At 36.5% G+C, this 14,743-nt stretch carries 12 protein-coding genes and 1 riboswitch; of the genes, 5 read left to right on the forward strand and 7 right to left on the reverse strand.

What is annotated here, in order from left to right:
• Positions 1 to 164 precede the first annotated feature (164 nt).
• Positions 165 to 1,832 (forward strand): dihydroxy-acid dehydratase, encoded by a 1,668-nt coding sequence (gene ilvD, locus BCELL_RS03075; protein WP_013487207.1) that lies wholly within the window; start codon positions 165 to 167, stop codon positions 1,830 to 1,832.
• 147 nt (positions 1,833 to 1,979) lie between these two features.
• Here ilvD and BCELL_RS03080 read toward each other — a convergent pair whose 3' ends face one another.
• Together BCELL_RS03080 and BCELL_RS03085 are read right to left on the reverse strand one after the other, a co-directional pair.
• Positions 1,980 to 2,531, reverse strand: coding sequence for a cupin domain-containing protein (locus BCELL_RS03080; protein ID WP_013487208.1), 552 nt, complete (start codon positions 2,529 to 2,531; stop codon positions 1,980 to 1,982).
• A gap of 353 nt (positions 2,532 to 2,884) precedes the next feature.
• Positions 2,885 to 3,139 carry a hypothetical protein gene (locus BCELL_RS03085; RefSeq protein WP_013487209.1) on the reverse strand — a complete coding sequence of 85 codons (255 nt, stop codon included), beginning with the start codon at positions 3,137 to 3,139 and terminating at the stop codon, positions 2,885 to 2,887.
• Positions 3,140 to 3,241: 102 nt separating this feature from the next.
• Between BCELL_RS03085 and BCELL_RS03090 the strand changes: the two genes are divergently transcribed.
• Positions 3,242 to 3,892: a YdeI/OmpD-associated family protein gene (locus tag BCELL_RS03090; protein ID WP_013487210.1), complete on the forward strand. Its 651-nt coding sequence runs from the start codon at positions 3,242 to 3,244 to the stop codon at positions 3,890 to 3,892.
• A gap of 186 nt (positions 3,893 to 4,078) precedes the next feature.
• Here BCELL_RS03090 and BCELL_RS03095 read toward each other — a convergent pair whose 3' ends face one another.
• From BCELL_RS03095 to BCELL_RS03110, 4 genes are all read right to left on the reverse strand, one after another.
• Positions 4,079 to 4,582, reverse strand: coding sequence for a DoxX family membrane protein (locus BCELL_RS03095; protein ID WP_013487211.1), 504 nt, complete (start codon positions 4,580 to 4,582; stop codon positions 4,079 to 4,081).
• 453 nt (positions 4,583 to 5,035) lie between these two features.
• On the reverse strand, positions 5,036 to 5,986 hold the full coding sequence (locus BCELL_RS03100) for an HD domain-containing protein (RefSeq protein WP_013487212.1): 951 nt from the start codon (positions 5,984 to 5,986) through the stop codon (positions 5,036 to 5,038).
• Between the two features lie 172 nt (positions 5,987 to 6,158).
• Positions 6,159 to 8,453, reverse strand: coding sequence for a 5-methyltetrahydropteroyltriglutamate--homocysteine S-methyltransferase (gene metE / locus BCELL_RS03105; protein ID WP_013487213.1), 2,295 nt, complete (start codon positions 8,451 to 8,453; stop codon positions 6,159 to 6,161).
• A gap of 176 nt (positions 8,454 to 8,629) precedes the next feature.
• Positions 8,630 to 8,812, reverse strand: a riboswitch (cobalamin riboswitch).
• 184 nt (positions 8,813 to 8,996) lie between these two features.
• Complete coding sequence (locus BCELL_RS03110) at positions 8,997 to 9,500, reverse strand: DoxX family membrane protein (protein ID WP_013487214.1); 504 nt, start codon at positions 9,498 to 9,500, stop codon at positions 8,997 to 8,999.
• Positions 9,501 to 9,896: 396 nt separating this feature from the next.
• Here BCELL_RS03110 and BCELL_RS03115 point away from each other — a divergent pair, with 396 nt between their 5' ends.
• The 3 genes from BCELL_RS03115 to BCELL_RS03125 all read left to right on the forward strand — a co-directional run bounded on the left by BCELL_RS03115 (position 9,897) and on the right by BCELL_RS03125 (position 13,273).
• Complete coding sequence (locus BCELL_RS03115; RefSeq protein WP_013487215.1) at positions 9,897 to 10,724, forward strand: metallophosphoesterase; 828 nt, start codon at positions 9,897 to 9,899, stop codon at positions 10,722 to 10,724.
• A gap of 203 nt (positions 10,725 to 10,927) precedes the next feature.
• Positions 10,928 to 11,404, forward strand: a complete 477-nt coding sequence (locus tag BCELL_RS03120) for a hypothetical protein (protein ID WP_157184164.1) — start codon at positions 10,928 to 10,930, stop codon at positions 11,402 to 11,404.
• Positions 11,405 to 11,680: 276 nt separating this feature from the next.
• Positions 11,681 to 13,273 (forward strand): ABC1 kinase family protein, encoded by a 1,593-nt coding sequence (locus BCELL_RS03125; protein WP_245546933.1) that lies wholly within the window; start codon positions 11,681 to 11,683, stop codon positions 13,271 to 13,273.
• A 99-nt stretch (positions 13,274 to 13,372) separates the two neighbouring features.
• Here BCELL_RS03125 and BCELL_RS03130 read toward each other — a convergent pair whose 3' ends face one another.
• Positions 13,373 to 14,359 carry an LLM class flavin-dependent oxidoreductase gene (locus BCELL_RS03130; protein ID WP_041808573.1) on the reverse strand — a complete coding sequence of 329 codons (987 nt, stop codon included), beginning with the start codon at positions 14,357 to 14,359 and terminating at the stop codon, positions 13,373 to 13,375.
• Between the last annotated feature and the right edge of the window lie 384 nt (positions 14,360 to 14,743).

Genomic DNA, 14,743 nt, shown 5'->3' on the forward strand with positions numbered 1-14,743 from the left:
ATATCCATATTTCTTTTCTATCATTTATGTAATTCGTACCGTAAGCTTTTATAATTTTTCATTTTTTTACTTTTATTTTTGGGGGTGATTTATTAGAATATATTTTTAATTCTAATAACTAGTTGTTATACTTATGAAATAAATAATAGAGAGGAGAGTTAATTATGGCAAACCATTCAAAAAGCCGCAGTAATGTTTTTAATGATATTAACAAGGCTCCAAATCGTGCAATGATACGTGCGATGGGCATAACCGACGAAGATTTCGAAAAACCTTTTATAGGAGTTGCTAGTACGTGGAGTGAGGTAACACCATGTAATATGCATATTGATGAATTAGCTAGGAAAGCGAAACAGGGAGCTAAAGAAGGTGGAGGGACGCCGTTCATCTTTAATACAATTACCGTCTCCGATGGTATTTCGATGGGAACAGAGGGGATGCGTTTTTCGTTACCTAGTAGAGAAGTGATTGCTGATTCTATAGAAACAGTCGTTGGAGCCCAAAACTACGATGGTGTTGTAGCTATCGGTGGCTGTGATAAAAACATGCCTGGCTGTATGATAGCAATTGGCCGCCTAAATCTGCCATCTGTGTTCGTTTATGGCGGGACGATTCGTCCAGGCAAAAATGATGGAGAGGACATTGATATTGTTTCTGCCTTCGAAGCAGTAGGGAAATACAACAATGGAGATATAGATAGTGACGGGTTAAACAAGATTGAATGTAATGCATGTCCAGGTGCAGGGGCATGTGGTGGTATGTATACTGCTAATACAATGGCATCAGCTATCGAAGCAATGGGGATGAGTTTACCGGGGAGTTCATCAAATCCAGCAGAATCCCCTGAAAAAATGGAAGATTGTATTGAGGCAGGAAAAGCAGTTTTAAATCTTGCGAATCAAGGGATACTTCCAAAGGATATTATGACTAAAAAAGCATTTGAAAATGCGATCACTGTTGTCATGGCATTGGGGGGATCAACAAATGCTGTACTTCATTTATTAGCATTAGCTCATACTGTTGATGTCGAACTCGATTTAGATGACTTTGAACGAATTCGTCAGCGTGTCCCTCATATTGCCGATTTAAAACCAAGTGGCAAATATGTTATGGAAGAATTATCAAAGGTTGGTGGGGTACCTGCTGTAATGAAACTGCTTCTTGAAAAAGGGCTACTTCACGGTGAATGCTTAACTGTTACCGGTAAGACGGTTGCTGAGAATCTTGCTGAGGTTGATCATTTAAAAGAAGGACAAAACATTGTTTCTTTTGAAAAACCGAAACGAGAAAATGGTCCCCTAGTAATATTAAAGGGAAATCTTGCTCCAGAAGGTGCAGTAGCAAAAATGTCAGGGTTAAAAATAAAAAATATCACTGGACCAGCCCGTGTGTTTGATTCTGAGAAAGAAGCAACCGAAGCTGTGTTAAATAATAAAATTAACGCTGGAGATGTAATTGTTATTCGTTATGTTGGTCCAAAAGGTGGACCTGGCATGGCTGAAATGTTATCTATTACAGCTATTGTTGTCGGGAAGGGGCTTGGAGAAAAGGTTGGTTTAATCACAGATGGCCGTTTTTCCGGAGGTACTCATGGGCTTGTAGTAGGACACATTTCTCCAGAAGCACAAGTAGGTGGGCCGATTGCATTAATTACAGAGGGAGACTTAATTACAATTGATAGTGAGACACAGGAGTTGACTGTTAATATTACAGAAGAGGAATTTGCTGAAAGACTAAAGGATTGGACAGCACCAGAGCAAAATATACGCGGAACATTAAAGAAATATGCTCGTTTAGTATCTTCAGCATCCAAAGGAGCAATTACAGATTAAAAATAGAGGGGATGCCAGAGGTTGATTGTTGAGGTTACTGAAAAAGTAAAGAGCAACTTTTTCGCCGAAATTTCCGGGACTGGAAATAGTAAATATACTATTTCCAGTCCCCTTTTAAACATGTAGGATATCCTCAAAAAAGTAAGCTTAATAACGATGGTTTTCGGCAGCCATTGCAATGGCTTTCGTTTCATGTACGGTACCAAATGGATGCTCTGGTGGAGCATAGATCGAGTATAGTTTTAGTGGCTGATGACCTGTATTGATAAGGTTGTGCCACTTTCCAGCTGGTACAAATATCGCATAATCCTTATACGCTTGCTGTTGGAAATTTAGGTACTCTTTTCTATCGCCCATTTGCACTAATCCTTGCCCCTCTTCGATTCGAAGGAACTGATCAAGGTGAGGATGAACCTCCAAGCCGATGTCTTCACCTACGTCGATACTCATCAAAGTTAATTGCAAATGTTTACCTGTCCATAAAGCTGTCCGGAAATTTTGATTATTCTTCGTGACTGTCTCCATATCAACTACAAAAGGGTTTGATCCGTAATCAACAAGATTCGTGTCTCGGTATTTAGGATTAATACTCCTATAGTTAGGATTGTTAAGCCATGTGTCATAGCCTCCGTTGCTATAGTTCCACTGAGTGTTCACCGCATTAGGCCAATGGGATGGTCGGTATGGTGGATAATACATTTTCTTCTCCTCTCGAAAGTCCATTTTCCTTTTATCCTATGCAGATGTCTATTTATAAGTAAGTAAAAAAATAAAAATGGGCGAGAGGTTTATGCTGGTCAAATGATGTATATTAAGTCATGTAAGTTAATAAAGGGATGGTTTGATAGGTAAAAAGTATGCAAAGGAGAACCGTCCCTATTAGCCTAATTAAAGTGTTTTTCCAGTTGGTTTCCAAATCGCGTGAAACTCGTGTTAAATCGCACATAACTCGATCAAAATCGTTTGTAACTTGAAAGGAATCGCACATAACTTTGACCAAATCATGCAAAACTATCAAACTGGCGAGTGAGAACCGTCCCTGTTAGCCTCTGTTAGCCTTCTTGCTTTTTTTTCATCAGTTCCACTTCTACATGGTACACATTCCTATATTTATTTTTTACAGTAAGTACTTTTCCTTTACGGCCTTTTAGCTTAATTCCTTCCTCTTCCTGAGGTACAACATCTCTAATTTGACTTAACAAAAGGTCATTGTCTTCAAAAAATATAACATGATTCATCGTATCACCCATTTCTTTTAAGCTTTGATTATTCTCTGTATGAAATATATGATGAATGTCATCATTCATCACTAACTTTTTTACTTAGGGACTCATCATTTAACCAGATATTTTATCACTACATTTTTAGTGTTAAAATAAACATGTTATTAACTGATGAAGGAGCATACTATGGAAATTATTAGGAAATTAAAGCTAGATAAATATAGTAATATGGCTGTGTTAAATGAACCAGAGGATTATCGCGTATTTGCTGATTATCCAAATACTTTGACGAAGGAACACGACGCTATATTTGTTTTTGTTGAAACAATAGAGGAAATGATGGAAAACATAGATCATATAATAAAAGAAAATAAGCTGTCCGAAAAAGGGTATATTTATATTGCATATCCGAAAAAAGGAAATAAAAGATATCAAACCTTTGTACACAGAGACGAGATTTTTCCTAAGTTGAAGGTTGGAGAAGATGGTTATGTTGGCAATAGCGATGTAAAGTTTTCACGTATGGTTAGTATGGATGATGTATTCACTGTTGTTGGGTTAAAACGTGAAAAAAAGAAAGTACAAAAATCAATTCCATCAAGCCAATGTGTTGCAGATTACGAAGGAATGGTGAAGGATGTTGAGGAATTGCTTCAAAATAATAAAGACGAATTTGATTTTTATCAAAAGCTAACACCAGGATACAAGAAAGATTGGGCGCGATTTATATTTTCTGCTAAGCAGCAAAAAACAAGAGATAAGCGAAAAGAGCAAATGATTGAGGTGCTTTCACAAGGGTATAAAACAATGGACTTGTACCGTCAAAAGAAGAAATGACTATAGGAGGTGAAGGATACTTCTCGTGGATATTTCAGAAGCATGGTATTCTTCAAAAATTGAAGAGGAGGATGGCTTTTAAGACATCCTCCCTTCGTTTATAGGTAAAAAACAAAGAAAAAATAAAAACGAGCTTCACTAAGCTCGTTTTTATTTTTTCTTATGAGTTTGATTTATGTCGTGTATCTATGCTGCATTCGTTACTGTTTTATCAAGTTTCCCTCTGAATATTACAGAGCGAAGGTAAGGGATAACCCAACGGTCTCCACCGAATTTACCTGCATTGTAGCCAGCAGCTAAGATGAAGATTGTAATAAGGATCATCCATGGGTTAGTAGACACTGTACCTGCAAACATAAATGCGAAGTTCATGACGATACCGAAGAACGCTGCCGCTGTTGTTAATACACCTAATATTAATCCTAATCCTACAAGAAGCTCTCCCCAAGCGACCATAAAGCTAAATGTTCCTGCAAATGGAAGTGCAAAATTCTCAATGAAGGCATGGTACGTTGGGTAAGTAGCTGCAACAGTTTCATTAGCAACAACACCGTTTAAATATCCGCCTGCATCAAATCCACCTGTTACTTTTCCCCATCCTGCTGTTAACCAAGACCATCCTAAGTAAAGACGTAAAACTGTTAAAAGACCAGCTGCAATTTTGTTGTTTCGTAAAAAATCCATAAACATGAATAATTCCTCCCCTAAAGGTTTTTATTTTATTTTTCGAAGATCGTCTGTGATCTGTTCTTCTAATAAGTTAATAATAATAGCTTTTGTTAAGGTGATTGACTTTGCGTCGCTCTTGTTAGTGACCACTAACTATCTTCACTTGTAGTATATAACGGATAAAGGTGTGATGAACGTCACACTTATGAACGTTATGTTGCAAACTAGTGACGAAAATGTGAATGTGATTATTTTCACAAGGGAGAGGAGACGATTGAGAGGATAACTCGAAAGGCCGAATTTTTGCCTTCTGAATCATCCTCTAAACAATGTGCGGAACCGACGTAATCTCTAAGAGCCATTATAAGTGGATTTCTTATAATGGACGCGCGGCGAATGGGGTCGTTGCCAGAAACTGAAATAGCTTTTTCAACAGCCTCTTTCCACTTCAAAATTGCCTTAATAATGGAGTAATTAATCCTTTATGAAAACTTCTAATTGAAACGTAAGTGATGACAAGCTATCAAATATTTTTCGAGCTTCTTCACTCTCTTCGTTTAATGGTTTTCCATTCAAGAGTGGTGTTTTATTGTAAACTTTTCGGATACTTATAGGCAAACCAATCCCTTGTTCTTTTGTAATAATAATCTTGTGTGGAGCGTATAAAATCGTATGAATCAAACGTCTTGCTTTACTAGAAGGAGACTCTTTTAGCATCTCTATAACAGCTGAGTCAGTCAGTGTAGGGAATAGCTTTTTATCGTTTTGAGCAGTTGCATTCCAGTGACACTTAATTGCTTCTGCAAGTAATCTATCAACAGCAACCATAATCGGATCGAGAAAAACTTGATGGTCGCGTTTTATTAGTTTCAATAAGTAAATACCTGTTTCTTCATCTGTAGCAATTCCTTTTGATGTACAAGATAATTGAGGTAACAAGTGCTTTGGAAGAAAATCAATTTTTCCCATCATGTATGTATCTCTGAGAAAACTGTCTAGGTGGTCAATGCCTAAAATATACTCATTACCATTCAAGGGAGAAGTGTGTCTAAGAAATTGAATAACTTCGCTCGGACAAATGTTAACTTTATGTAAAATGTCGCTAATTTCTTTTTCTTTAATCATTTGTTCTGTGAGGTGGTGGTGATTGAAGCCTAATGTTTTTTCTACTGAATGTGAAAATGGTAGGTGACCAACATCATGAAGAATGGCAGCAATTCTTAATATATTGTCGTTTGGAAAGAAATATGAAGCTAATTTCCAAACGCCAATTGTATGTTCGTATCTAGAATGAACTACTGATGATAAGAGTGCGCCTGCTCCAAAGTGTGCTAAGTGCTTGAGCCGTCTTACTGGAGTGCTTAGTAATAGCTCTTTTTCCCACTCATAGGGCTCTATTGTTGGATATAAAGGTTCGGTTATCATATTTCAAAAAACCTCCTAAATAAAAAATATTGCAATCTCTAGTACTAAAGATAACGCTAGAGACTGCAATCATGGAAATTATTATCATACTCTTTTAGAGGAAGTTGTCAATACTCTTAGCCTATTAATTCTCTAAAATAGTATAATTAATTGTCATTTAGTAGATTTTGTTTCATTGAACTGGATATGATTGAAGCTTGCGAAGCTTATGTGTAGCCTTAACCATATTTTTAAGAGAAGCTATTGTCTCCTCTTCATTTCGTGTCTTCAATCCACAGTCGGGATTGACCCAAAATTGTTCTTTAGGTATGACTTGTATACTATCTTTTAATATTGTATCTATTTCTTCGACACTAGGGATGCGTGGACTATGAATATCATACACCCCTAGTCCGATACCTAAATCATATGGATCTTGTTTAAGCGACTCGATTAGTTCGCCATGACTTCTAGAAGTCTCAATAGAAATAACATCAGCATCAAGTGCACGAATCGGTTCAATAAAGTCATTAAATTCACAATAGCACATATGCGTATGAATCTGAGTCGTATTTTTAACTCTTGATGTTGCTAGTTTAAATGCGTTTATTGCCCAAGCTAAATATGCATCTCTATTCTCGATACGTAGTGGCAAGCCTTCACGTAATGCAGGTTCATCAACTTGAATAATTTTAATTCCAGCATCCTCTAAAGCGGTAATTTCTTTTCTTAGTGCTAATGCAATTTGATTCGCTACTTGTTCATGTGAAATATCATCACGAACGAAGGACCAATTTAGAATAGTCACAGGTCCTGTTAGCATTCCTTTTACAGGTTTAGAAGTTAATTTTTGTGCTTGCACAACTTCTTTTACAGTCATTGGAGAAGTCCACTCAATGTCACCGTATATCACTGGTGGTTTTACACAGCGGGAACCGTATGAGACAACCCATGCTTTTTCAGTAAATGCAAAGCCACTTAATTTTTCTCCAAAGTATTCAACCATATCTGTACGTTCAAATTCTCCGTGCACTAAAACATCCAGTCCAATATCCTCTTGAAGGGAGATCCAACGTGCCGTCTCTTTTTCTAGAAAATCTCTATAAGTATCATCACTAATTTCTTGCTGTCTCCATGCCTTACGTGTTTCTTTTACTATTTTAGATTGAGGGAAGCTGCCGATAGTCGTTGTTGGATAATCGGGTAATTGCAGTACTTCTTTTTGTAAAGATTGTCGTTCTTTAAAAGCCATTGGTCTTGAAAAATGATTTTGCTCGAGTAAAGAAAGTTCTTCTCTCACTTTTTCATTTTTTCTCATTTTATGCTGACTTAATGTTTCAATAGCTTTCATACTGTCAGATACGCGCTTGTTCCCGTACCAAGCATCATCTCGCACATAGGAAGTTACACTTGTTATTTCAACTATTTTTTCATCAGCAAAAGCTAATGCGTTTATTAGTGTTGACTCAAGCTTCGTTTCTGATTTTGTAGTCACAGGAACATGCTGTAAGCTACATGACGATTGGATCCATGCTTTAGTAGCACCGCTGATGGATAATACAGCATGAACATCTGTTGCTTTTTCTGCTAAATTAGCACGCCAAATGTCTCGCCCATTAATCACCCCAATTCCTAACACTTTATCCTTTGGAAAACCATACTGGCGAATGGAGGATGTATTTTGCTCTTTACCGTGTACAAAGTCTAATCCAATTCCTGCGACAGGGATGTCACAAATGTCCTCATATGCTGATAAACCTTCAAAGTATGTTTGCAGCATAATTTTAGCTGATGGTACACTTTCGACTAATTGTCTGTATATTTGTTGAACGAGTTTAATATCGTCCTTATCTAGAGATAGTACTAATGAAGGTTCTTCGATTTGTATCCACTCTGCACCAGCGTCAACAAGCTCCTGCAACACTTTTACATACAATGGTAATAGTTTTAAGTAAAACGATGCTTTCGTTTTTTCATCATATCCTTTAGATAATTGCACAAAAGTGTACGGACCAATGATAGTTGGTTTTGTAATAAGACCCAATTTTTCCTTTGCTTCTATAAAATACTCTAAAATATAGTTTTCAGTTAATTGTAACGGTCTGTCTTCATATTCGGGTACAATGTAGTGATAGTTCGTGTTGAACCACTTTGTCATTTCACATGCGATAACATCACTTTTCCCACGTGCCATTGCATAATATGTTGAAAACTCGACCTTCCCACCTATCCAACTATAACGTTCAGGTATGATACCAAACATTGTTGCATGATCTAGCATACGATCATATAGGGTGAAATCACCAACAGTGATAAAATCTAAACCTAATTCTTGCTGGCGCTTCAGATGATTTAAGCGAATTGCTTCCATTTTTGAGTTAAATTGCTCCTCTGTTATTTCTTTCTTCCAAAAGGCTTCTAAACATTTCTTCCATTCTCTGTTATCACCGATGTAAGGATAACCATGTACTGTACTAATTAAATTCATTTCGGACCCTCCCATAAATGTTTTACATATCTCCAAATAACAAAAAGGCCATCCCCGCGTTAGGAGATGGCTTAACAATCAAGTTTGATAAGTAGAAAAAACATGCTAAATGAGCATCCTCATCACTCGTTTGTCGTACAAATTGAATGTCACCACCTATTTCCACGTAGGTATTTGGTGTGTACTAGGAATTGGCAGGTCTCCTGGCTTATCATCAATGCTTCTCACACCTTCCCATCATCAAAGACAGTGGTAACTGTGAGTTACTCCGATTTACAGTTGCGGGACAGCGACGGAATTACACCGTTCTTCCCTTTTAAGCCAAACCGCAGTTTGGCACCAATTCTTACACGATATGTAATTGCTAATAACTATAACATAAAAAAATTGGAAAGCATATACTATTGTTTGAAAACTCAGTTAAAGGCTGGTGTTAATATTCACAACAGGTGCAAGCGTCCTGAAGTGATAATCAACAGCAAACTTTTACTTTAACTATAAATAAAGGAGAACTCAATTGGTTATTGAGTCCTCCTCATATCATCATGCAATTTCCGTTGCTGTTTTATCAAGTTTTCCTCTGAAAATTACAGTGCGAAGGTAAGGGATAACCCAACGGTCTCCACCGAATTTACCTGCATTGTAGCCAGCTGCTAAGATGAAAATGGTAATGAGAACCATCCAAGGATTAGTAGACACAGTACCTGCAAACATAAATGCGAAGTTCATAACGATACCAAAGAACGCTGCAGCTGTTGTTAATACACCTAATATTAATCCTAATCCTACAAGAAGCTCTCCCCAAGCGACCATAAAGCTAAATGTTCCTGCAAATGGAAGTGCAAAGTTCTCAATGAAGGCATGGTACGTTGGGTAAGTAGCTGCAACAGTTTCATTAGCAACAACACCGTTTAAATATCCACTAGCATCAAATCCCCCTGTCACTTTTCCCCATCCTGCTGTTAACCAAGACCAACCTAAGTAAAGACGTAAAACTGTTAAAAGACCAGCTGCAATTTTGTTGTTTCGTAAGAAATCGATAAACATGAATAATTCCTCCCCTAAAGGTTTTTATTTTATTTTTCGAAGATCGTTTGTGATCTGTTCTTTTTAATAAGTTAATAATAATAGCTTTTGTTAAGGTGATTGACTTTGCGTCGCTCTTGTTAGTGACCACTAACTATCTTCACTTGTAGTATATAACGGATAAAGGTGTGATGAACGTCACACTTATGAACGTTATGTTGCAAACTAGTGACGAAAATGTGAATGTGAGTATTTTCACAAAAACTCTATCATTTATTAAATATGATCATTTTTTTCAAAGACTTCCAAACAATATTAGTTTAAAATAAAGCTACTAATTGGAGTGGCTAATAAGGTTTGTAAATACACGAGCTAATGGTGGTGAGTCTATTGAAAAAATTATATAGGAGAAAGTATATGTATCTATTATTACTGTTAATGGCAATTATTTATTTTTTCTATTACGAAAATAATGCCCTGACTTTGACAGATTACACAATTCAATCACATAAAATACCTGCTAGCTTTGAAGACTTTAAAATTGTTCAGCTTTCAGATTTGCATGGGAAAAAGTTTGGAGATGACCAAAATAGATTAATGGAGGTAGTGAAAGAGGAAAGGCCAGATATCATCGTATTTACTGGCGATTTAATAGATTCCAGAAGAGGTGGCGAAGAGAATAGTTTACTTTTAATGGAACGTTTAATTGAAGTTGCACCAGTTTATTATGTGACTGGTAATCATGAATGGCGTTCTGGAATCTATGATTCTCTAGAGAGTAAACTACTTCAATTAGGGGTCGTAGTTCTTAGAAATCGTTCTGAAGAAATTCGTATTGATAACGACTCTATAATGATTGCAGGTATTGACGATCCACAACAGGATACAACGGGTCGCTCCGACTATGATGTAGTGAACGAGTTTATGAACGACGCAATCACTAATGAAACGGAGGAAGATTATTTCCATATTTTACTTTCTCATCGACCAGAATTGTTTCCAGTATACTCGAAGTTCCATATGGATTTGATCTTTTCAGGACATGCTCATGGTGGTCAGTTTAGGCTGCCTTTCGTTGGAGGAGTATTAGCACCGAATCAAGGTTTATTTCCGAAGTACGCATCAGGGAAGCAAACCCAAGAAGTTTCTACAATGATTGTAAATAGAGGACTTGGGAATAGTTTGTTTCCAGTAAGGTTATTTAATCGACCGGAAATTGTAGTGGTTACGTTGGAAGTGGATTAATTAATACCTTTGTACTATTACAATGATTAATAAGTTGTTTTAATGGGTCGATTGTAATGATGAGAGAATATAGAAACGATTCGAAAGTATCAGGAAATTTTTGGTTTATAGACAGAAATTTATTGTATAATTTTTTTGGGCCGCTTTTTTCGTGCGGTAAAAAAAAATATCATTCCGAATTTCGAAAGGTAGGTAAAGTACAATTGAACAACGAAATGCAAACGCATAATCAGCAAGGTTTTACTTCTGAGCACCATGAGCAAGGAAATCAAAAGAAACATTCAGTATTAGGAATAATTTCTTTCATTATCTTTGGTGTCATGTTTTTATTAGCTATAGTAGCAGTTATCCTTGTACAATCTTCAATTAACGATTACTATACGATTGCGGATAATACACCTTATACATTCGATGAGTTAACAGAAATGATGACTCTCGAAACGGCAGCACCTGAGTATGCTGATTTAATGGATCGTGCTGACATCAGGTTAGGAATTGCTATTATGCTAGCATTTGGAATTGCAGTTGGTCATGTGATTGGAGTCGTTCTAGGAATTATAGGTGTAGCAACGGCAAAAGGAAAGAAGCTATTTGCTACTCTTGGATTAATACTTAATATCGTTTCACCAATTGTTTTCTTCTTTATCGGTCTTACGCTAATAATGGTTCCATTTATATAATAGAAAACAGTGTTAAACATAAAAGCCAGCAAAAAGGTTTCTACCTCTTTTGCTGGCTTTTGTGAAACGTACGCTAATTTATATCGTATATATTATTATAGTAGAGATGAATTTTTTTCAAATGCTTTGTTAAGTTATGTCTTGGATTTCCACAAAAGGTTATTTTCTTAAGTTTGCTACAAATCAATACCTGTATTACCATTCAAAAATTATTTACTAAATTAAACGAAGTAGAGAGAGTGATGACTGATGAAGGTAAAAAGTAAGGTTCGGCGTATGGCTATAGTTTTAAAGATGGCTTTCGTCATTTTTTTACAGGTGTATTGGTACAAGCTTAGAAAAAAACCTGAGTCTGACTGGGAACTGTTATGGATAAAAATTGGGAAACGATTTCGGAACACATTGTTTGAGCTAGAGGGGTTACTTATTAAAATTGGCCAATTATTAAGTATTAGGGCAGACCTATTGCCTCATGGATTTATCAATCAAATTCAAGATCTAACAGACCATGTTCCGCCATCGGAGTGGGGCGAAATTAAGGAGATACTTGAGAGGGAATGGGGCACTTCTATAGAGGAACATTTTTTATCTATTGAGGAAAAGGCTGTTGCTTCAGCTTCGATAGGCGAAGTGTATAAAGCGGTGTTAAAAAGTGGTGAGGAGGTAGCCATTAAAGTTCAGCGTCCTGACATCCAATCTATTATTAAAACAGACTTCCGTACTTTAAGAGTGATTATATGGTTTGCTGACCACCTAGTACCTTTACCAAAAGGCTTTATCAATTTTAAAGTTTTGTTTAAAGAGTTAAAAGAGGTCATTGAGCGGGAACTTGATTTTTCTCAGGAGAAAAATGTTTTGCTTTCTTTTAAAGAACGATTTAAAGAGAATGAATCTGTTATTATTCCAGGCGTCTATGATGAACTGAGCACTTCTAGTGTACTAGTAATGGACTGGCTCGACGGAATAAAGGTTACGGATAAGGTAAGGTTAAACGAGCTTGGGATAAACCGTGGTGATCTTGTAGAGGGTATAATGAAAGTCTTTCTGCCACAATGGCTAGAACCCGGAGTCTTCCACGCAGACCCTCATTCAGGAAATATGCTCGTATCAAGGGAAGGAAAAATTATATTATTAGATTTCGGTATGGTAGGGGAAATATCAAACAGTGACGCTATTTATTTTCAAAAGTTAATTGAAGGGTTACTTTCAAAGAATTATGTGAAAGCAGTAGATAGTCTCGTCCATTTAGGTTTTTTACTTCCAGAGGCTGACCCGAGAATTATGGAAAAACTTTTGGCTGAGATGATGACAATTCAACCAAATCAGCTAAAAAATATGGATCTTGTTGCAATGAAGCTAGAAATGAATGACATGATTCAAGCACTGCCCATCCAAGTGCCGACACGTTTTGTATTTCTTGGACGCTCCTTCGTAACGATAGAAGGTGTATTGAGAGGATTAGCAACAGATGAAGAACTAATGGCTTTATTTAAGCCAATATTTATGAATTGGTTAAAACAAAAAGGAAATAATAAATGGTCCTTTATATCATACTGGTTACAATCACAGCCTGTGTTTAAATTCTTCTACTCTATAGCAGAATTTTTAAAGCTCCCAAAAACGTTGGAGGAACTAAAAGAAACCGAACAAAGAAGAGAATTTCAATTTACATTATATGAAAATAGCAAACAACGACTTTTCTATTTATCAGCTAGCAGTGCTATTGGTATATTGGTAGGAATATACACAGAGCATGACTTCATCATGCAGCTATGTATTGGGGTTACTGCATTGTCATCTTTTGGATATTTAGTGTTTAGCTATAAGCTGCGGAAATGGATGAAGTTTATGCATGAAAAAAGAAGGTGAAAAAAAGTATGGACAGGGAAGTATTGCGCTCTGTCCATTTATATCTGTAATGATATATCACTTGTAGAGAAAAAGAAGAGAATGTGTTTAGTTTAAAAATTACAAAAGTTCATTTGCAATTAATTCGTAGGACTTCAGTTTGTCTTCAAGGGAATGTGTAATCGTGACGATCATGATTTCGTCGGCTTGGTACATTTTTTTGATGTCTCGGAGCTTCTCTGCTACTTCTTTTCGATTCCCAATCACCATGTTTGCTTGCATTTTCTTTACCGTATCTTTTTCCTCTAAGCTCAACGATATTTTAGTAGCTTTTTCAATAGAAGGAACTCCTTCCTGTCCTTCCCCACGCGCTTTTTGAATAGACCAAATAAGACTACTAGATGCTTGCTCAAATGCTTTTTCAGTTGTTTCAGCACAAATAGCTGAAATGGTAAGGATGGTGTATGGTTTTTCGTTATGTTTTTGAATATTAAACGTTTGAATGTATTCGTTAATAATGCCCCTGCCATCATTATCAGTCATAAATTGACCAAATGCATATGGTAATCCTTGTTTTGCAGCGAGCTGGGCACTTTTTTTGCTCGTTCCTAAAAGCCATACATGAGGGGCTATATCAGGGATAGGAGCGGCAACCGGTTTATTTTCTTCTGAAAAGACGTTATAAACATAATGTAGGAGAGCCTCTAACGATTTTGGCATATCGTAAACTTGTTGAAGAAAGTTAGTAGAAAGAGCATTCGTGACTTCTGCTGAACCACCTGGCGCACGGCCAATGCCAATGTCAATTCTTCCAGGGAATAAAGTTGCAAGCATATTGGAAATCTCAGCAACTTTATATGGTTTATAGTGAGGTAGTAAAATAGCGCCGGAGCCAATTCGAATGCTTTTTGTTTGTGCACCGATATAGCTAAGCATAATTTCAGGAGCAGAGCAGGCAAGTCCCCCTAAATCGTGGTGTTCGGCTATCCAATAGCGTGTATAGCCATACTTTTCAGCTGATTGTGCTACTGTTAATGATGCTTGTAACGCTTGGTGTACTGTTTGATTTGTAGAAATAGGTGATTGGTCTAAAATGCTAAGCTTCATCAATGTGTTAGCTCTCCCCTTATCTGTACATTTTAAAAGTTCGTTAAAAAATATGGTCTAGTATGTAAAGGTTGTTTTTATAAGAAAATAATACTCATAATCATTTATATAGTGACGATAATAGCACTCGTTAAGTAAATAGAGCAAATACTATAACTTTAGACTAAATGACCAAAAAGCTAAAAAAGAAAAAGGTATTTTTATATTTTAGGAGAAAGTTAGTTAAGACAATGTTCACTAATGGGAGATTTAATTGATAAATTACCGAAAAACTAGAAATAATCTTCTGAAGGTCGTCATACGAGGCTTATGCTGCTCAATAAATCAGAAATAATCATACGAAGGTCATTATACGAAGTCAATGCTGCTCGAAAAAGCAGAAAT

This window comes from Evansella cellulosilytica DSM 2522, assembly GCF_000177235.2.
In the GTDB taxonomy this organism is placed as follows: Bacteria; Bacillota; Bacilli; order Bacillales; family Salisediminibacteriaceae; genus Evansella; species Evansella cellulosilytica.